The 18,684-nt window shown below is 52.3% G+C and carries 14 protein-coding genes; 6 read left to right on the forward strand and 8 right to left on the reverse strand.

Annotated elements, in window-relative coordinates; genetic code table 11:
* The first annotated feature begins 3 nt into the window (after positions 1-3).
* From NW211_RS07915 to NW211_RS07930, 4 genes are all read left to right on the forward strand, one after another.
* Positions 4-717 carry a 16S rRNA (uracil(1498)-N(3))-methyltransferase gene (locus NW211_RS07915; RefSeq protein WP_087408913.1) on the forward strand — a complete coding sequence of 238 codons (714 nt, stop codon included), beginning with the start codon at positions 4-6 and terminating at the stop codon, positions 715-717.
* Complete coding sequence (kdsA, locus tag NW211_RS07920) at positions 717-1,538, forward strand: 3-deoxy-8-phosphooctulonate synthase (RefSeq protein WP_258327503.1); 822 nt, start codon at positions 717-719, stop codon at positions 1,536-1,538. The genes NW211_RS07915 and kdsA overlap by 1 nt, the downstream gene beginning before the upstream one ends.
* A gap of 121 nt (positions 1,539-1,659) precedes the next feature.
* Positions 1,660-2,472, forward strand: coding sequence for an MBL fold metallo-hydrolase (locus NW211_RS07925; RefSeq protein ID WP_258327504.1), 813 nt, complete (start codon positions 1,660-1,662; stop codon positions 2,470-2,472).
* 233 nt (positions 2,473-2,705) lie between these two features.
* Positions 2,706-4,301 carry a tetratricopeptide repeat protein gene (locus NW211_RS07930; protein WP_158096861.1) on the forward strand — a complete coding sequence of 532 codons (1,596 nt, stop codon included), beginning with the start codon at positions 2,706-2,708 and terminating at the stop codon, positions 4,299-4,301.
* 358 nt (positions 4,302-4,659) lie between these two features.
* Here NW211_RS07930 and NW211_RS07935 read toward each other — a convergent pair whose 3' ends face one another.
* The 6 genes from NW211_RS07935 to NW211_RS07960 all read right to left on the reverse strand — a co-directional run bounded on the left by NW211_RS07935 (position 4,660) and on the right by NW211_RS07960 (position 14,635).
* Entirely contained in the window at positions 4,660-5,604 is a 945-nt protein-coding gene (locus NW211_RS07935) for a M23 family metallopeptidase (protein ID WP_087408909.1), read from the reverse strand.
* 260 nt (positions 5,605-5,864) lie between these two features.
* Positions 5,865-7,961 carry an ATP-dependent DNA helicase RecG gene (gene recG / locus NW211_RS07940; RefSeq protein WP_258327505.1) on the reverse strand — a complete coding sequence of 699 codons (2,097 nt, stop codon included), beginning with the start codon at positions 7,959-7,961 and terminating at the stop codon, positions 5,865-5,867.
* Positions 7,958-8,626, reverse strand: coding sequence for a 2-C-methyl-D-erythritol 4-phosphate cytidylyltransferase (locus tag NW211_RS07945; protein WP_258327532.1), 669 nt, complete (start codon positions 8,624-8,626; stop codon positions 7,958-7,960). The genes recG and NW211_RS07945 overlap by 4 nt, the downstream gene beginning before the upstream one ends.
* A 276-nt stretch (positions 8,627-8,902) precedes the next feature.
* A complete protein-coding gene (locus NW211_RS07950; RefSeq protein WP_258327506.1) occupies positions 8,903-12,874 on the reverse strand; it encodes a carboxypeptidase regulatory-like domain-containing protein in 3,972 nt (1,323 codons plus the stop codon).
* Between the two features lie 678 nt (positions 12,875-13,552).
* A complete protein-coding gene (locus NW211_RS07955; RefSeq protein ID WP_258327507.1) occupies positions 13,553-14,302 on the reverse strand; it encodes a UDP-2,3-diacylglucosamine diphosphatase in 750 nt (249 codons plus the stop codon).
* Between the two features lie 12 nt (positions 14,303-14,314).
* On the reverse strand, positions 14,315-14,635 hold the full coding sequence (locus tag NW211_RS07960; RefSeq protein WP_087408904.1) for a metal-sulfur cluster assembly factor: 321 nt from the start codon (positions 14,633-14,635) through the stop codon (positions 14,315-14,317).
* A gap of 218 nt (positions 14,636-14,853) precedes the next feature.
* Between NW211_RS07960 and NW211_RS07965 the strand changes: the two genes are divergently transcribed.
* Entirely contained in the window at positions 14,854-15,465 is a 612-nt protein-coding gene (locus tag NW211_RS07965) for a porin family protein (RefSeq protein ID WP_258327508.1), read from the forward strand.
* A 176-nt stretch (positions 15,466-15,641) separates the two neighbouring features.
* Here NW211_RS07965 and NW211_RS07970 read toward each other — a convergent pair whose 3' ends face one another.
* Both NW211_RS07970 and NW211_RS07975 read right to left on the reverse strand, forming a co-directional pair.
* Complete coding sequence (locus tag NW211_RS07970) at positions 15,642-16,673, reverse strand: alpha/beta hydrolase (RefSeq protein ID WP_375379583.1); 1,032 nt, start codon at positions 16,671-16,673, stop codon at positions 15,642-15,644.
* Positions 16,674-16,682: 9 nt separating this feature from the next.
* Positions 16,683-17,531: an aldo/keto reductase gene (locus NW211_RS07975; protein WP_258327509.1), complete on the reverse strand. Its 849-nt coding sequence runs from the start codon at positions 17,529-17,531 to the stop codon at positions 16,683-16,685.
* Between the two features lie 128 nt (positions 17,532-17,659).
* Between NW211_RS07975 and NW211_RS07980 the strand changes: the two genes are divergently transcribed.
* Positions 17,660-18,502: an AraC family transcriptional regulator gene (locus NW211_RS07980; RefSeq protein WP_258327510.1), complete on the forward strand. Its 843-nt coding sequence runs from the start codon at positions 17,660-17,662 to the stop codon at positions 18,500-18,502.
* Positions 18,503-18,684: the final 182 nt, after the last annotated feature.

Consider the following 18,684-nt stretch of genomic DNA (forward strand, 5'->3'; position numbering starts at 1 on the left):
GCCATGCAGATATTCTATGCTCCCGATATAGAGACCGTGCACGAGTTGCCCGAAGGCGAGAGCCAGCATTGTGTGCGGGTGTTGCGCATGAAGGAGGGCGACGAGATTGGCATTATCGACGGGCGGGGTACCCGCTATCGGGCCGAGATCGTGTTGGCTCACCCCAAGCGCTGCGGCGTGCGGCTGCTCGAGAGGGAGGCTGCTCCCAACCCTTGGACCGCCCGGGTGCATGTGGCCATTGCCCCCACCAAGAACCTCGACCGCATCGAATGGTTTGCCGAGAAAACCACCGAGATAGGCATCGATGCCATCACGTTGTTGCGTTGCCGTTTCTCGGAGCGGAAGGAGTTGAAGACCGAGCGCCTGAACAAGATTCTGGTTTCGGCCATGAAACAGTCGCTCAAGGCGGTGCTGCCGCAACTCTCCGAGATGACTCCCTTTGCCGAGTTTGTGGCCCGGCCGTTCGACGGCCAGAAGTTCATAGCCCACTGTTACGACGAGGGCGACCGCAAGGAGCTGACCGAGCTCTATCGGCCCGGTGAGAATGCCCTGATACTGATTGGCCCCGAAGGCGATTTCAGCCCCGAGGAGGTGGAGCAGGCCATCGCCTGCGGCTTCCGCCCCGTGATGCTGGGCCCGAGCCGCCTGCGCACCGAGACGGCCGGTCTGGTGGCTTGTCACACGATACAACTGATGAACCAATTAAACCCGAAATAATGAAACTCGAAAAACTGAAACATACCGACAGCGGCAACTTCTTCCTGCTGGCCGGCCCCTGTGTAATCGAGGGCGAGGCCATGGCTATGGAGATTGCCGAAAAGATTGTGCAGATAACCGATGCGTTGCAGATTCCCTATGTATTCAAGGGTTCGTATCGCAAGGCCAACCGCTCGCGTCTCGACTCCTTTACCGGTATCGGCGACGAGAAGGCCCTGAAGATTTTGCGCCGGGTGGGCGAAACCTACCAGATACCGGTGGTGACCGATATACACACGGCCGACGAGGCGCGCATGGCGGCTCAGTATGTCGATGTGTTGCAGATTCCCGCCTTCCTGTGCCGGCAGACCGACCTGCTGGTGGCCGCTGCTCAGACGGGTCGCGTGGTGAATATCAAGAAGGGGCAGTTCCTCTCGCCCGAGGCGATGAAGTTTGCCGCTCAAAAGGTGGTCGATGCCGGTAACGACCGGGTGATGATTACCGAGCGGGGTACCACCTTCGGCTATCAAGACCTGATTGTCGACTATCGCGGTATCCCGGTGATGCAGAAGTTAGGTTTCCCTGTGGTGCTCGACGCCACTCACTCGCTGCAAAAGCCCAATCAGGATTCGGGTGTGACCGGCGGCGTGCCCGAACTCATCGAGACGATAGCCCGTGCCGGGGTGGCCGTAGGGGTCGATGGCCTCTTCATGGAGACACACCCCAATCCCCGCGAGGCCAAGTCGGACGGCGCCAACATGTTGCCGCTCGACCGGCTCGAAGGACTGCTCACCCGGTTGGTGCGCATCAGACAGACCATCAATGCGTTTGACAAAAAATAGAGAAAAATAAAATCCGATTTCGGGAGGGGAGCGACGGTAACCGTCGACCTCTCCCTTTTTTCAAATATGCCGTATGAAACCGTCGTATACGGACGGTATCGTCGGTCCTGAAAATAGTGTTATGAGTCACAATACCCTTACCATGCTGGGCACGGGCAATGCCATCGTTACCCGCTGCTACAATACTTGTTTTGTGTTGAGTACCGAAACCTCGCGATGTCTGGTCGATGCCGGGGGAGGAAACGGGGTGCTTTCGCAGCTCGAGAAGGCGGGCATCGACCTGAGCTCCCTGCACGATATGTTTGTCACCCACGCCCACACCGACCACATACTGGGTGCCGTGTGGGTAGTGCGCATGATTATCAACCGCATGAAGAGCGGCCGGTACGAAGGAGCCTTCACCGTGTATGGCCACGACAAGGTGCTGACGGTACTCGACTGGATATGCCGTATGACCCTCTCGGCCAAAGACCGGGCCTATCTGGGTAATGGGGTACTCTTCCACGAGGTGAAGGACAAGGAGCGTTTCGAGGTGGGCGACATGCAGTTTCAGTGTTTCGACATCCTGTCGACCAAGGAGAAACAGTTTGGTTTCCAGGTAGCGCTGCCCGGCGGGCAGCGGCTGGTATGCCTGGGCGACGAGCCCTACAACGAGGCCAACCGGTCGTATGTCGAGGGGGCCGACTGGATGCTGTGCGAGGCCTTCTGCCTCTATCGCGACCGCGACATCTTCAAGCCCTATGAGAAGCACCACAGCACGGCGCTCGAGGCAGGGAGCCTGGCCGAGCAGCTGCGGGTAAAGAACCTGTTGCTCTACCATACCGAAGACCGCAACCTGGCCACCCGCAAGGAGCTCTACCGGGCCGAGGCGTTGCAGCACTTCACCGGGCGGGTTTTCGTGCCCGACGATTTGGAGACGGTCGAGCTGTCGTAGCCACCGTACACAACCGCGTGTAAATGGCTATGCGACCGTTTGTTCATTCGGAGAAATGTTTGTATTTTTGCCCTGAAAAAGAGTTGCCGACAATGGGGTCGGCCGTTCGTCCCCGAAGGGTGAAACGAGGCCGGTGCCTGTCGAATATAGGCGGGCCGATTCTCCCGATGTGGAATTTGCCGGCAGGGCAGCTCGGAATAGTATAAATGCAAAAACAGAAAAGGGGGTTCACGATGGGTGTACGACGTAACTGTATATGGGGAGTTGTTTTATTGGGTCTGTCGGTCGTTTCGGCTCCGGCTTCGGCTGCCGACGACGATCTGGTGAAAGCCATGATGGAGGTTTATGCCGAAGAGCTGGCCGCCAATCCTCAAGACTACCGGACCTATTACAGCCGCTCCATGGCCTATTTCGGACAGGGCGAAATGGAGAAGGCTTTGTCGGATATAAACAATGCCATCAAATATTTTCCCCGCCGGGAGAAAGACGACTTGGCCCAGGCCTATCTGCTGCGGGCCAAGATTCTGACGGTGAAGGGGGAGAACAAGCCGGCCCTGACCGACCTGAACAGTGCCTTGCGTCTGGTTCCCAACCATCGGCTGGCCTTGAAAGACCGGGGCGACCTGCTTTGCAAGATGGGCCAATACGACTTGGCCAAAATCGATTACAGCCAGTTGTTGCGGATGGATACCCGCAGCCAGAGTGCCTACATGGGGCTGGCCCGGGTCGAAGCACACGTCGGGCAACCGGTGCGGGCCAAAGACCTTCTGGCTCAGGCGGTGAATCTTTCGCCCAAAGATCCCATGGTCTACCTGGAGCGTAGCGAAATCTACAAAGAGATGGGGCTGTTGCCCGAGGCGGTCGACGATCTGGTCTACGCTGTATCGCTCGACGACGGACGTTCGGGTGCCGTGCAGCAGTTGGTGGCTTACAGCAACGAGGCTTACAGCGAGGTGATTGCCGGACTGAACCGGAACATCGAGCGATTCCCCCGTCAGGGCATGCTCTATTATGTGCGAGGTTCTATCTATAAAGACCATTACGACTTCAACTTGTCGCTGCGCGACTGGAATACGATTCTCTCCGAGAACTTCTTCAACTTCCACAGCATCTACTACAACCGGGCCTATTGCTTGTCGCGTCTGGGACGCTTCGACGATGCCCGCAACGATATTAAGCGGGCCCTCGAGAAAGATGGCCAGAATGCCGAATACTATCGGCTGCAGGCCGAAATCGAACGCGGTGCCGGCGATTTGGTGGCTGCCGACCAGGCTATCCGGCAGGCTGCCGTATACGATCCGTCGAATGTGCAGGTGTGTATCGAGCGGGGTATGATTGCTTACGACGAGGGGAATTACATCGATGCTATCGGTTACTACAACGAGGCTATCGCCGTAGCTCCTACGATGCCCTATCTCTATCTGCTGCGGGCCTACGTGCAGGAGTATGGATTTGAAAACCGGGCCGAAGCCGAGGCCGACTATCGCAAGGTGCTGAGCCTCGACGACCAGTCGACCTACTATGGCGACAACCTCAAGGGCATTGCCTTTGCCCGCCTGCATCAACCTCAGGAGATGGCTCGCTGGGAGAGCCGGCTGCTGCAGTCGGGTACGGTGCGCAATATCGACTATTTCTATTTGGCCTGCATGTATGCCATGACCGATGCCGACAAGGCAATCGGCTATCTCGAGAAGGCCTTGCAAAGCGGTTTCGGCGATTACAACCGGATAGCCATAGACCGCTATTCGTCGGTTTCGCTGTTGCCTGTCCGGCATCTGACCCCGTATAGCGAACTGCTGCAACGCTATCACTCTCTGTTTGGAAAATAGGTATAGCCTCTTTTCCCTTCCCCAATCACATCCTGAGGCTGTTTGTCCCTGAGGCTGTTTGCTCCATGGCCGGGACCTTCTGTCTTCTGTGTCGCCGGGTTCCGAATCGAGCCGTTCGGTCACACTCCTGTGTGCCGAGGTAGGTAGCCCCCTTCTTCTCCCGGGGAAGGGGCGACTCGTTCTCTGCCGGGGGGATGCCGTCTGCTTTTTGTCGGCAGGCAGCTCTTTGGGATGGGCTGTACAGAGTGGAGAGGAATAAAAAAAAGCACCAACGCACGTTGATGCTTTTTATAGAATGAAGCAGTTTGTTTTAATGGAAATGATTCAATTTTTTGTTGTTGTTCTAATTTTGGGGTTATTATCTTATTCTCAGAACCTTCCCTTCACGCAGGATAGCGTTTCGTTTGATTCCGTTCAGTTTGCATAATTGGTTGATGGAGACACCGTATTTGCTGGCTATTCTCGACAGCGAGTCGCCTTTGCGTACGCGGTACGACACATATTTGGCACCGTTGTTGGTCCCTTTGTTTCTGCTGTTTTTGTATTTCCCGTATCCCAGACTGCTGGCCAACTCTTTGGGGTTGAAGGTGTAGGTATCGGTGTGGGGTACCTGGTTTACAAAGTCGAATATCTTGTTGGGGTTGATGTCCATACCCAGGTAGCGAGTCTCGAAGTGGAGGTGCGGACCGGTAGAGCGGCCGGTGTTTCCACCCAGGGCGATGGGGTCGCCCACTTTGACGATTTGGTCGGGCTCCACCAGGAATTTGGAGAGGTGACCGTAGATGGTCTCGAGACCGTTGTTGTGGCGGATGATGACGTAGTAGCCATAGCCGCGGCGCTCGTAGCGGGTGAGCCGTACCTTGCCCGAGAAGGCGGCACGCACCGTATCGCCGATATGGAGCGAGAGGTCTACGCCCCGGTGCATGCGACGGCGACGCCAGCCGTAGTTCGAGGTGATGTGGCTGATGATGGGCATGCAATATTCCGATACGTCGATGGTTTCGGTTTCGGGCAGTTTTTCGATAGGAACTTTATAGGGGTTTACCCACGTCTGATCCCAGTTGTCGCCATATACATCCGACCCGGGGAACTCCTCTTCCTCCTCTTCGAGCATCTCGAGCAGGGCAATCGAGTCGACCAGATTGATGGACTTGTGAATGTTCTGCTGACCGGCGATGAGGTCTTGATGCAGTTTGGAGTGTTGTTGAGTAGAGAGATTCCTATTGTGTTGGGCATTGAGTGTGCCTAACGAGAATGCAAGCAGCAGTGGGAGGATACAATGTTTTATTTTTCCGAAATACATTTTAATTTGTTTCTGGCCCGAGCCAAGTCCTAAAAAAATAGAGAGTCAAAAAAAGACTTCCAGTAATCTAAACTATGATATGGGTGTGCTTTTTTCAAACGCACTCTTCAAAGATAATGATTTTTGGGGAGAAGTGTTCTGGGTGGTTAACAAAATTTAGTCTCCCTCTATGGGGTGATGGTAGATTTTGCGTATTATCTATTTGATTTATAATAAATTATGAATAATATGTTTTACAACATAAAACCCCTTATTTTACATTAGCTAATCAATCCCCAGTTTTTTTGCCTTTCGAAGATCCGGCTCAACTCTTTTCGTACGATATAATTTTCAGGATGTTCCAGTCGTTCGTCGCTGTCGAGCAGCGCGTTGGCTTCGTCGCGAGCCGCCTGCAAGATTTGGCCGTCTTTGGCCAGGTTGGCAATTTGCAGGTTGAAGGCGATGCCGCTCTGTTGGGTTCCCTCCATATCGCCGGGCCCGCGCATCTGCATGTCGGCTTCGGCAATGCGGAATCCGTCGTTGGTCTCGGTCATCAGTTCGAGCCGTTTGCGGGTATCCTGGTTTATTTTGTACGAGGTCATCAGTATGCAGTACGACTGCTCGGCTCCGCGGCCTACACGGCCTCGTAACTGGTGCAGCTGGGCCAGTCCGAACCGCTCGGCATTCTCGATAATCATGACCGAGGCGTTGGGTACATTCACCCCCACTTCGATGACGGTTGTGGCTACCATGATTTGCGCCTCGCCCGAGACGAACCGCTGCATCTGCTCCTCCTTCTCGGCTGCCTTCATCTTGCCGTGAACCATGCACACCCGGTACTCGGGGAACACCTCGCGTATGTGGTCGTAGCCCTCCTCGAGGTTTTTCAGGTCGCTCTTCTCGCTCTCCTGGATGAGGGGGTAGACGATATAGGCCTGCCGACCTATCTGCAACTGCTTGCGCAGGGCGGCATAGAGTTGGCCTCGCTTGCTGTCGTATTGGAGCAGGGTCTGTATGGGTTTGCGGCCGGGGGGCAGCTGGTCGATGACCGATACGTCGAGGTCGCCGTAGACCGTCATGGCCAGGGTGCGGGGGATAGGGGTGGCCGTCATCACCAGAATGTGGGGCGGCGTGGAGTTCTTGTGCCAGAGGCGGGAGCGCTGTTCTACGCCGAACCGGTGCTGCTCGTCGATGACGACAAAGCCCAGGTTGGCGAAGTGGACCGTATCTTCGAGCAGGGCATGGGTGCCGATGAGCAGGTTGACCTCGCCGGTGAGCAGCCCCTCGAGAATGGGGGCCCTCCGCTTCTTGGTGACCGACCCGGTGAGAAGCTCGATGCGCAACCCCAGAGGCTCGACCATCGTTTTCAGCCCCTCGTAGTGCTGGGTGGCCAGTATCTCGGTGGGGGCCATCAGGCAAGCCTGGTAGCCGTTGTCGACGGCGATAAGCATGCTCATGAGGGCCACCAGGGTTTTGCCGCTGCCCACGTCGCCTTGCAGCAGCCGGTTCATCTGCCGGCCGCTGCCCATGTCGGCCCGTATCTCTTTGATGACTCGCTTTTGGGCTTGGGTGAGCTCAAAGGGAAGTATGTGGTGGTAGAAGTTGTTGAAGCAGTCGCCGATGTGGTCGAACCGGAATCCGCCCAGTTTCTGGTTGCGCAGCCGGGTGTATCGCAGGATGTGGAGCTGCAGATAGAAGAGCTCTTCGAATTTGAGCCGCATCTCGGCCCGGCGCAGGTGGCCGACCGATATGGGGAAATGGATGTTGCGCAGGGCATCGGTAATCCCCATCAGTTGCATGTGGGCGATGACGGGGGCGGGCAAGGTTTCGGGCAGTGGGGCCTGTATGCTGGTTAGCAGGGTGTAGACCATCTTTTGCAGCGCCTTGGAGTTGAGAAAGGCGTTCTTCATTTTCTCGGTCGTGTTGTAGTAGCCTTGCAGACCGGTGGTGTTGTCGATGCGGTCGTCGATGGGGTCGAGTTCGGGGTGGGCAATGTTGAATTTCCCGTTGAAGAGGGTAGGCCGTCCGAACAGGGTATACTCCGTGCCCGGCTTGTATCGCTCGGTGATGTAGCGGATGCCCTTGAACCATACCAGCTCGATTACCCCTGTGCCATCGGAAAACAGGGCGGTGAGACGCCGACGGGCACCCTCGCCGTGGGTATTGTACGAGACGATGCGTCCCCGCAGTTGGATGTAGGGCATGGAGCCGTCGATCTCGCTTATCTTGTAGGTCTTGCTGCGGTCGATGTATTTGTAGGGGTAGTAGTGGAGCAGATCGAGATAGGTATGTATCTCCAGCTCCTTGTTGAGGAGGTCGGCCCGTTTGGGCCCGACTCCGGGCAGGTATTTTATATCGAGTTTGGCGAGGTCGGTCATCGGGCGAGCAGAATTTCGGCCAAAGCCAGGTCTATGGGTAGGGTTATCTTCAGATTCTCGCGGTTGCCCTCGACCAGGCGGGGAGCGTATCCGGCCGCCTCGTAGACCGAGGCATCGTCGGTGAAGGTCTCGCGATAGGGTTGGTCATAGGCCTCTTTGATTTCGTGGCAGCGGAAGGTCTGCGGGGTTTGTACGGCCACGAAGCGGCTGCGGTCCACCGCCTGGCTCGAACCGTCGGGGCCCAGTTGCCGCAGCGAGTCGGTGAGCGGTAGGGTAGGTATGGCACCGCCATACTCTTGTGCCGTAGCGAAGCAACGCTCGATAACGGTGTGGGCGACCAGCGGGCGCACTCCGTCGTGAATGGCCACGAGCCCCTCGTCGGGGAGCAGGGCCAACCCGTTGCGCACCGAGTGGAAGCGGGTCTCTCCGCCCGAGGCGATGCGGTGGGGAATGTCGATATGGCACTCCTGGCATACCGCTTTCCAATACTCCTGCTGCGAGGCGGGGAGTACGACCACCAGCTCTGTCGCGGGGTCGAACCGGTAGAAATTGTCGAGCGTATGGGCCAGTATGGGTTTCCCGGCCAGGCGCAGAAACTGTTTGGGCAGCTCGCTGCCCATGCGAGTACCTTTGCCGCCGGCTACTATGATGGCATATCGTTTCATCGATGACACTGCTGGATGGTTCATGTTTACAAATATAGGGCTTTATTTTGGCTTGACGAAATAAAAAAAAGAGGCTGTCTCAAAATAGAAAATAGAGATAGGGTTACTTACAATCTATAAGCTACAACATAAAAATCTCCTGCTTTTAGTCCTATAATTGCAATAAACAAGGGCTAAAGCAGGAGATTTTTTACTTCTAGGTTTTAATCTATAAGATTTTTACTTTTGCAATTCTATTTTGAGACAGCCTCTTTATGGTTTGAGTGATAAGTCGTATCAGAGTCTTACCTTGGCACGCTTCACGCTGCCGGCCGTTTGAACCTCGACGATGTAAACGCCCTTGAGGTTGGCGGCATTGATTATGGCCGATTCGGTGGCAGGACTTTCGGTGATGCAGAGGCTACCGCTCATCGAGTATACCTTAACCAGCTCGATGGGACTGCCAGCCTCGATGCGGATATTGCCCGAGCGGTCGGTAAATATCTTGGTGGCAGCTTCGGCCGTGTGGTCGATACCGGTGATGATGGTCAGCTCGAAGTTCTGTTCGATGTCGTCGCCTTCATTTACGGTAACCGTTACTCCGTCTACGGCGGTGTATTGGTCTTTCGTCACACTCATTTCATACTCTTTGCCCGGTTGCAGTACGGAGATGCTGTAAGCACCGCTGGCATCGGTCGTGGCCGAGTAGATGACTTCGCCCGATTGCATGGTGACCGTAGCACCTTCGATAGGTTCGTCACTGTCGGCACGGGTAACGATACCGTGAACAACAGGAGCCTCGGCAGCCAGACCCAGTTTGATGGTCATAATGCTCTCTTTGTAGCCCGGTACGTATGAGCCATTTGTCCAGGCATCCATGTAGTCGGCCGATGTGTTACCGTCGAACGAGTAGGCCTTCATCGATCTGAGGTTGCCCTCCGACAGGAAGAACTGGGCATTGTCACGAGGAGCATAAGCCGTAGAGTCGACCGAAACAATGAGGCTAATGTTGCCACCATTGTAGGTAATGGGCGTTTCGGGGTGCATTTCGAAATAGAGAGGAGCCTCTTGAGTACCGCCGATTTCGAATCTCAGGTCTGCACCGATGTGAGAGAGGCCTTCGATGTCGGCAGCCGACATGGCTTCGGTGGTCAGTTCGGTCTTGTCGGTGTTGCCGAACCAGACGTTGATTCTATACCCTTGTACGGTAGAGTTGACGGCCAGATAGGGCAGGTTGATCGATTCGATTACATCGCCTTCGGTCAGACCGTCGAGCAAATCGGGCGTATAGAGCGTCTCGAAGAGGAGGTGCTTGTAGTACGTCGTCGATGTGGGGGAGTTCAAGTCGCCAATCATGATGGCCGAAATCAAGGTCTCTTCGGCTACATCTACCGTAATGGTATCGGTCGAAGTTACGGCGCCGTTGAGGGTCAACAGAGCGTAGATGTGGGCTTCGCCAACGGTATGAGGAGTCCACGAGCAAGTGTAGCTCTTGGTGTCGCCCAGCGTCATGTCTTCCACCTCGTAGTGGCCAATGGTTTCGTCGCCATTCATCAGGTCGATCGAGTAGCTGTCGGCCGTTTCATCTTCGATACCCAGGCAAGCGATTTCGATGGTAAAGTCTTGCGAGTAGTTGACCATACCCTTGGTCGAGCCTGTGAAATTCTTGATGTCGAGTCGGTGATCTTGATAAACTACTTGCGGGCCATAAACCAGATCGAGGTAGGTTCTCGTGCTGGCAAATGCCAGGTAGTAGTCACCCTCTGTAAAGTCGTCGGGCATGTAGACGGCCATGGGTTCCCAGTCGTTCCAATACGAAGCGTATACGTAAATCGATTTCAACGGATTCCAGTTCTTACCGTCGGCCGAGTAGTAGATCTCTGTTCCGTAGCCCGTTGAGCTTGCGGCTTTGAGCGAGAATGCGATGGAGTCGCCGGCTGCCAGGTGGAGCAACGGAGTGACGAGGGTATCGGGTTCTACGCTTGTAGCGGCGGCGCAGGCTTTACCGTCGTAAGGCGAGCTCGAGCTCTTGCTCCACTCTCCTTGCATGACCGACCACAAGATGGGCGGGAACATGTCGCCTTCGAACGACTCGAGCAAAGTGGTTGCGGCCAGCATGGTACCCGATACGGCAAATTTCGTGTTGCCTATACCGTCGTGCTCTACGGCAATGCTGTCGGCATAGTGTCCCGGGGCTGCATCGAAGGTGATCTGAATCGTATCGGAGCCGCTGCTGGGAATGACGATAGGCAATTCGGCCTGTACCGTGAATGCCGAGTTCTCAGGGGCCGTGAAGCTCGAGATGGTGAGGGCGCCGTTGTTGCTGCTGTTCTTGATGACGTAGTCGAGAGTCATGGCTTTGTTGGTCATGCCAAAGACCAGTTCAGGCAAAGAGGCTGAGCCCTTGTTGGGTCTGATGGTCAGGTTGTTTCCTGTTTGCATTACAACGAAGTGCGTGTTCTCTACACCGTTGGCGATTACATTGAACATGAGTTTGCTGATCTCGTCGTCGCATTCGATGAGCATGTAGCCGCTGATGGTCTTCTCTTCGTTGGTAGCAATGGCCGGGCCGGGTATTACGTTGTCTTCGTAGAGTGTATACTCGTCACCGTTCTGGATATAGGTCTTGTACGAAACACCTTCGACGGGAGCGTTGTTCTCATCGACCAGTTGGGTGGTGAAGTTGTAGCTTCCGGCTTCGATAGCCTGGGTACCGATATTCTTGAACGTAAACTGTATGGTATTGTCGGTAGCCTTTTCCTCACCGGCATACAGCGACATCCAACTGCTCGGACGGTTGAGCGAGTTTTTCTGCAGTTGTATACCTTTGGTAATCTCTTGGTGTGCGAATGCCATGAAATTGTCGAGGTAGGAGTTGCTTATCAGGAAGGCAAAGCGCGAGCCTTCGGGCACATCTTCGATGACGATGGGTGTCCAGTTGGTTGTGCTGGCTCCCAACTCGATTTCGGTCTTGTTGCCGGATGCGTCAACCAGGAAGGCTTCGAATATGGATGAGGCCGAATATACCTTCTTGAAGTCGAAAGTCACTTTACCCGAGACTACGGGCGAGTAGATGGTGTCGAGCGATGAGGTGTCGCCCCAGTAGTCTACGGCGGCAGTCAGTACGTTCGACCCGTCTTCACCGACTCCGGTCTTGATCGAGTAGGTGGTTTCGTTGCCATCGGCTACCACTACCCATTCGGCCGGCAGGTTGGTCGAGTTGTCGAAGGTCTCGTAGTACGAGGTTGCCGGATAGGTCTCGGCCTGGAGGGCGATGGTGTCGTTGCCGCCGTTGGTCGTGATATAGAGGTTGTCGCTGAACGGACCTACTTCACTGTTCGAGAAGCTGACCGTGAAGGTCTTTTGTTCGTTGAACGGAATGCTGGCTGTCTCGGGAGTAACCGAGAAGGAGGAATTTGCATCGGCCATCGCGAGGTTGACCTCCAATACGTTGGTACCTACGTTGGAGAGGGTAAATTCTTGCGAAGCTGTTTCGCCGGCTTTTACAAAGCCCAGATTTATCGACTCGGTTGTATTCTCCAGTCGCGGGGTGTTGGGCAACAGTTCGATTTTGAGGTTGTCGATAGCGTTGGAATTTCCGTATTCCTGAATGGCTTCGATGATAACGAAGAAATCTTTCCCGGCATATTCGGCGGGGATGTTTACCTCTACGGGGTACATTGTCTCCAAACTTATTTCGCTACCTGCATATCTCTTGGCATGGAGTATGGGATCGACCAGCGTGGGGACGGTGTTGTCGCTGTTAATGACTATGTTTCCGTCGCTGTCGTAGTTGTAAATATCAGCTACCTCGTTGACATATACTTTGAATCCTTCGTTCTCTTTACTGGAGCCACTGGCACGACGCATGTAGAACGAGATTTTGGCGCTGCGGTCGGCTGCAAAAGTCAGTTTGGGGCTTATCAGCAGGGCGGTACTTGTAGCTCGGGCGTCGTTGGCTTGCAGCGATTTTCCGTCGCACACATAGGCGCTGGTCGTACAGATACTCCAAGAGGTCGCGGTACTGCCCGTGGCATATCCGTTTTTCAAAGTCCAGGATCCCAGGCCCATATTAGGCTCATTGGCATCAAGCTCGTTGAAGTCTTCGAAGATGGGAGCATCGTCGGTAATGACAAATGTCCACTGTGCGTTTTCTGCATCGTCCTCAAACCCACAAGAGTAGGGGTAGGTCTGTGCATGAGTGATTGGTATAAATCCTAATAAACTCATTACCAAACCAATGCAGGTGAGTAGGTAAGATTTTTTCATAATTAAAACTTATTAGTGAAGATTTATATAAAAAGTGATGTCTTATTTTGTATTTTGCAAATATAGAAAAATAATTGAAAAAATGATATGTAAAAGCTGATTTTTTCGTCGAAATGTAGCTTTTTATCTATTTTGTGCAATAAATATCTATTTCAGGTTTTTTTAGATTCTTCTTCGTCAGGGAAGCGGTAGCACGGAAGGCGGGTCGTTGAGAACGGCAGATTACGACAGGGGCAGGCCGTAGCCCGACGGTCTCTATACAGGCAGCGGGTCGATGACTCCTATATAATATATTATTGTAGATCGAGCGGTTTCTGCCGTCGTGCTATCGCAGGGTGGGCGGCGCGATAGGTTTGGGTGTAGACTAAATGGTTGGTTGACAGAATGGTATGAAAAATAAAAAAAGAGCTTTTTCTCAAAAGCTCTTCCTTTATAGGTTTTCAATAGGTATTAATTTTTTTAAGGTAAAAAAGATTGTTTTAGGTTATTGACACAAAGGACAACTTTTTTTTGCAGATACGCAAACAAAAAAATATGTTTTATAATATGGTTTTTTAATTACTTTTGAGGTTTTTGGGGTTGTAAATTGTTGTTAAATAATTGATTGGGATTAAATTCTTTACTTCTCTTTGAATGTGTAAAAAATATTAAAATAGATATTTTGACATCATTTTTGCCTCATTCTTCGATGTAATCATACAAATTTAAACCCGTTTCATCGAATACTGCATAGGATGGATTTTTAATCCAGTCGCCCAAGATGACGATGCGGCTTTGCTGGGGCAGAGCCAAGTCGAGCAGGATGTGCCGGTGGCCGAAGATGAAGCAGTCGATGGGGTGCTCTTTGCGGTACTCTTTGGCAAAGCACACCAAGTGTTCGTTCTTCTCGCCCCGATACTCGGCATAGTCGTCGCCGGCCTTGCGGCTGTGGGCCGACCAACGCAGGGCAAAAGCTACGGTCCACCGTGGGTGTATGGCGGCGTAGAGGCGTTGGCAGAACCGATTGCGGAAGATGCTGCGCAGCAGCCGGAACGAACGGTCGCGATGCCCCACGTTGTCGCCGTGCGAGAGGAAAAAACGCTTTCCGCCAATCTCGGTGATGAGGGTACCGTCGTGTATGGTGATGCCCAACTCGTGGGGCAGGTAGTCGAAAATCCAGATGTCGTGGTTGCCGATGAACCAGTGTATGTCGACACCACTGTCGCTCAGCTCGGCCAGCTTGCCGAAGAAGCGGGTGAAGCCGCGAGGCACTACGTAGCGGTACTCGTACCAGTAGTCGAGTATGTCGCCCAGCAGGTAGAGGGTACCGGCATCGGCCTTGATGCTGTCGAGCCATCGCACGATGCGACGTTCGTATTCCAAGGGATTCTCGATGTATCGGGCTCCCAGGTGAAAATCAGAAGCAAAATAGGTTTTAGTCCCGGGCATAGGCAATACGGTTTACAGAAGTCCGAGCTCGAGTTTGGCCTCTTCGCTCATCATGTCCTTGTCCCATTCGGGTTCGAATACGAGTTGAATGTCGACGCTCTTTACATTTTCGATACTCTCGAGTTTCATGCGCACATCCTCGATGATGAAGTCGGCCGCCGGGCAGTTGGGGGCGGTGAGTGTCATCGCTATCTTCACGGCGCCGTCGTTTACCTCGATGTCATAGACGAGCCCCAGGTCGTATATGTTGACCGGAATCTCGGGATCGTAGACGGTTTTCAGCATCTTTACGATCTCTTCTTCGATGGTCGGTTTGTTGTCTGTGATATCCATAAGTCGAAGTCTTGTTTTTTTCGATTGTCGAAGATACGCTATTTTTTTTGATAGCCGATAAGAGTCTGTAAATTTTTGTATTTCTTGTCGATTTCTCGTTCGATTTTGTGATTTTAATATATTTTATCTTATCTTTGTGCAAAGAGGTGTCGCGAAATGGGTTATAGAAATAGTCTGTTCTGCGACTAAAAATTAGAAATACAAATAAAAAGAGATTTATGAAAAAGACAGTTTTTTGTGTAGCTCTCATTGCTGCCTTGTTTTTGGCGATTCCGGCCAATGCACAGTTTAAGTTTGGACCCAAGCTTGGTGTGAACATCTCGTCTCTCTCTCTGGGTGGAAACTTGTCTGAGAATTTGAAATCGAACAATATCACGAGTTTTACGGGTGGTATCATGGCCGAGTTTATGGTGCCCGTTATCGGGGTGGGCCTCGATGCTAGTGTGATGTACTCTCGCAAAGGATCTACCTTGAAAGAGGTTATTTCCAACCTGACAGAGACGCATCACACCGATTATATAGAGATACCTATCAACCTGAAGTATAAATTCTCGTTGCCGGTGGTAGGGTCGTTCATGTCGCCCTTTGTCTATGCCGGTCCCAGTTTTGCCTTCCGGGTAGGCGACAACTTTGCCGATCAGTACAAGAACAAGAGCTTCGAGACGGCCATCAACTTAGGTCTCGGTCTCGAGTTCTTCAGCCATTTGCAGATTGCAGCCCAGTATGGTTGGGGCTTGGGCAAGACCATGGAGCTCGATGACAATCTGATCAATGCAACCTTGAACGGTAAGAGCCGTGCCTGGACCGTGACGGCTGCCTACCTCTTCTAAACGAAACGATATTTGATGCTGTATAAGCGGGGCTGGGAGCGAGGCTCTCGGCCCCGCTTTTTTGTGATGTTTTTGTTTGTTCCCGATACTCTTTCCGTTCATCTACGCTAAAAAAAACAGATGGCCGGTAAAACCGTAATACCAGCCATCTGAATCTGTTTTTTTGACCGATGCGGTTACTTTAAGTTCTCCCTGAAAAACGCCTCGAACTTGTCGAACGGAATTATATCCAACCGGTCGTACAAGTCGGTATGGCTCGCTCCGGGAATAATCATCAGTTCCTTGTTGTCGCCTTTCAATTTGCTGAACGCCTCCTGTGAAGCCGGAAGCGAGTAGGCCTTGTCGCCATGCACGACAAGCACGGCACTTTTTATTTCGCCTGCATAGGCCATCAACGGGAAAGTAAAGAACGGCAGGTTGGTGATGGTCTGCCACCCCGCATTGGAGTTGAGCGAACGAGGGTGATACCCCCGTGATGTCTTGTAGTAGTCGTGGTAATCTTTCATAAACCGGGGGGCATCGGCAGGTAATGTGTCGGGTACGCCTCCGGCCAGTGCATGGTTGCCGTTGCGGGCATCGATGGTGCGCTGTTCGTTGAGCCGGCGGCGTGCTTCATAGCGTTCTTCCGGCGTATTGAACGTATCGAACGCTCCCATGGTAGAAGATACCGTAGCCTTGATGCGTGTATCCATGACGGCTGCACTGATAGCCAATCCGCCCCAGCCGCAAATACCGATGATACCTATGCGGTTTTCATCTACATCGTCACGCAAAATAAGATAGTCTACCGCTGCGCTGTAATCTTCCGTATTGATGTCCGGCGAAGAAACATACCGGGGATGTCCGCCGCTCTCGCCACAATAGGAGGGGTCGAAAGCCAGTGTAAGGAATCCACGCTCGGCCATGGTTTGGGCATAAAGACCCGAACATTGCTCTTTAACCGCACCATAAGGGCCGCATACGATGATGGCGGCCAACCGTCCGCTTGCTCCTTTCGGAACATAGAGGTCTGCGGCGAGCGTGATGCCGTAGCGGTTTTCAAAAGTTACTTTGCTGTGAACGACTTTGTCGCTCTTCGGGAAAGTCTTGTCCCATTCCCGTGTCAGATTCAATACTTCCATACCTTTGTTCCTTTGATTGTCCTGCCCTGTCATGGCATGAGGAAAAGCCAATGACAGGCAGAGCATGATTGAAATTATCCTGATCATTGTTTTCAACTAATCATGTATTTTGTGCAATCCGATGCCTTTCACCGTTTCCAAATCCATGTCATCGTAGATGGGGCTTTTCCCCGTGTCCAACCCTGCAATGGCCTGCATTTCTCCGTCTGTAAGGGTAAAATCGAAGATGGCAAGGTTCTCTGCCATACGCTCCTTATGCACTGTCTTGGGAATGACCACCACATTGCGCTGGTTCAGCCAGCGGAGGACAATTTGCCCCACCGTGCGCCCGTGTTTTTCTGCAATGGCTTTCAGCACGGAGTTGTTCCAAATGTCGTTCTTCCCTTCGGCAAAAGGAGCCCACGCCTCGTGCTGGATAGCCTCTTTCAGCAAGAACGTATTGGCGGCATGCTGCTGGAAAAACGGGTGTGTTTCAAGCTGATTCACGGCAGGTTTCACCTCATTGTGAAGAAAAAGGTCCTGCAAGCGTTCATTGGAGAAACTGGTCACGCCGATGGCGCGGACAAGACCTTCTTTGTAAAGCCGTTCGCAGGCTCTCCATGCGGCATAATAGTTGCCGTAGGGCTTGTGCAACAGATAGAGGTCGATATAATCGAGCCCGAGCAATTTCAATGACTTGTCAAAGGCGCGGAGTGCGTCGTCATACTCATAATCCTGCACCCATAATTTGGTGGTGATGAAAAAATCCTCACGCTTGATGCCGCTTTGCCTGATGGCATTGCCCACTTGTTTTTCGTTGAAATAGGAAGCTGCCGTGTCGAACAGCCGATACCCCACTTCGATAGCATCGCTTACGGCACGTTCTGTTTTATCCTCCGGAATCTGAAATACGCCGAATCCGATGGCCGGCATCATTACGCCATTGTTCAGTCTTACATCTTTCATATGCTTATAAGGTTTTAACTTTGATACAAAATTACGGGGAGTCTATTGCTCTATTGATTCATAATTTGGAGCAATATTTTCACTATTCGTGGTTTTTGTGCATTTTTGTCAATAAATAGATTTGGATAATGAGCGATACGAAATTTGATGGTATTGTTTTTGCCGATACATGGCATGATTTTAATACTTTGCGATATGCGGGAAGAGTAATCCATATCCTTTGCCGAAAAGGTAATATGGGATTCTCTTTTCAGGATACCCATTATAACATTGCAGCCGGTGACTATGTTATTCTGCCCAATGCGACACTTGCATCGGATTTTACTGCATCAGATGATTTCCAAGGTATCTTGATGAACCTTTCGGAAGCATTCGTTACTTCGATTGCCATTCGCAGTAATTATGGCATCATAGGGCATCTGTCGCTTTTGCGGAATCCGGTCATGAAACTTTCCGAACGGGATTTCCGGATATGCGAGGCCGCCTTGCAATATCTGCGTATGCGTATGGAAGAAGAGAATCATTTTTTCCGAGAAGAATTGTTAGGCAGCCTGCTGACAGCCCATATTCTTGACTTGTACGACATTCACGCGCGTAGCCACAGGGACTTGCAAGTGTCGGAGCGAGTTACCTCTCTGTTACGAGGCTTCATAGAGTTGCTGTATAACGGTGAATATATTCGAAATCGAGCCCTCGAATTTTATGCGTCACGGCTTTGCATCACGCCCCACTATTTGTCGGAAATATGCAAAAAGGTAAGCGGGAAGCCGGCTTCTTACTGGATAGACCGCTTCACCATGCAGGAAATCACCCGCCTGCTTCGGCAAAAAGGACTCTCCATGACCGAAATTGCAGAGCAGATGAATTTCTCTTCCGTCTCCTATTTCAGTCGGTATGTGCAAAAGCGGTTGGGAGTTTATCCTACTGAATACAGGAATAATCTTTTGAAGGATAACCGCCCTGACAGATGACCGGACAGGACAGGGAAAAATCCAAGTAACCTTGTTCCCTTTCACTATCTTTTCATAAGATAAGATGCGTCTCAGTATAAAAAATCAAGCGAGCTTGTTTTTCTACTTTCGACTTTCATTATCTTTGTTATACGAAGACTGGATTCGGTTCGGCATCGCCAAATTTGAAAACACATGTTTTC

The sequence above is a fragment of the Barnesiella sp. ET7 genome (genome assembly GCF_024733785.1).
Lineage (GTDB): Bacteria > Bacteroidota > Bacteroidia > Bacteroidales > Barnesiellaceae > Barnesiella > Barnesiella merdigallinarum.

Bases quoted from the DNA above. Each gene is read 5' to 3' on its own strand.
- NW211_RS07950 (WP_258327506.1), bottom strand. From the start codon at position 12,874: ATGAAAAAATCTTACCTACTCACCTGCATTGGTTTGGTAATGAGTTTA.
- NW211_RS07965 (WP_258327508.1), top strand. From the start codon at position 14,854: ATGAAAAAGACAGTTTTTTGTGTAGCTCTCATTGCTGCCTTGTTTTTG.
- NW211_RS07980 (WP_258327510.1), top strand. From the start codon at position 17,660: ATGAGCGATACGAAATTTGATGGTATTGTTTTTGCCGATACATGGCAT.
- NW211_RS07955 (WP_258327507.1), bottom strand. From the start codon at position 14,302: ATGCCCGGGACTAAAACCTATTTTGCTTCTGATTTTCACCTGGGAGCC.
- NW211_RS07925 (WP_258327504.1), top strand. From the start codon at position 1,660: ATGAGTCACAATACCCTTACCATGCTGGGCACGGGCAATGCCATCGTT.
- NW211_RS07945 (WP_258327532.1), bottom strand. From the start codon at position 8,626: ATGAAACGATATGCCATCATAGTAGCCGGCGGCAAAGGTACTCGCATG.
- recG (WP_258327505.1), bottom strand. From the start codon at position 7,961: ATGACCGACCTCGCCAAACTCGATATAAAATACCTGCCCGGAGTCGGG.
- kdsA (WP_258327503.1), top strand. From the start codon at position 717: ATGAAACTCGAAAAACTGAAACATACCGACAGCGGCAACTTCTTCCTG.
- NW211_RS07930 (WP_158096861.1), top strand. From the start codon at position 2,706: ATGGGTGTACGACGTAACTGTATATGGGGAGTTGTTTTATTGGGTCTG.
- NW211_RS07915 (WP_087408913.1), top strand. From the start codon at position 4: ATGCAGATATTCTATGCTCCCGATATAGAGACCGTGCACGAGTTGCCC.
- NW211_RS07970 (WP_375379583.1), bottom strand. From the start codon at position 16,673: ATGATCAGGATAATTTCAATCATGCTCTGCCTGTCATTGGCTTTTCCT.
- NW211_RS07960 (WP_087408904.1), bottom strand. From the start codon at position 14,635: ATGGATATCACAGACAACAAACCGACCATCGAAGAAGAGATCGTAAAG.
- NW211_RS07975 (WP_258327509.1), bottom strand. From the start codon at position 17,531: ATGAAAGATGTAAGACTGAACAATGGCGTAATGATGCCGGCCATCGGA.
- NW211_RS07935 (WP_087408909.1), bottom strand. From the start codon at position 5,604: ATGTATTTCGGAAAAATAAAACATTGTATCCTCCCACTGCTGCTTGCA.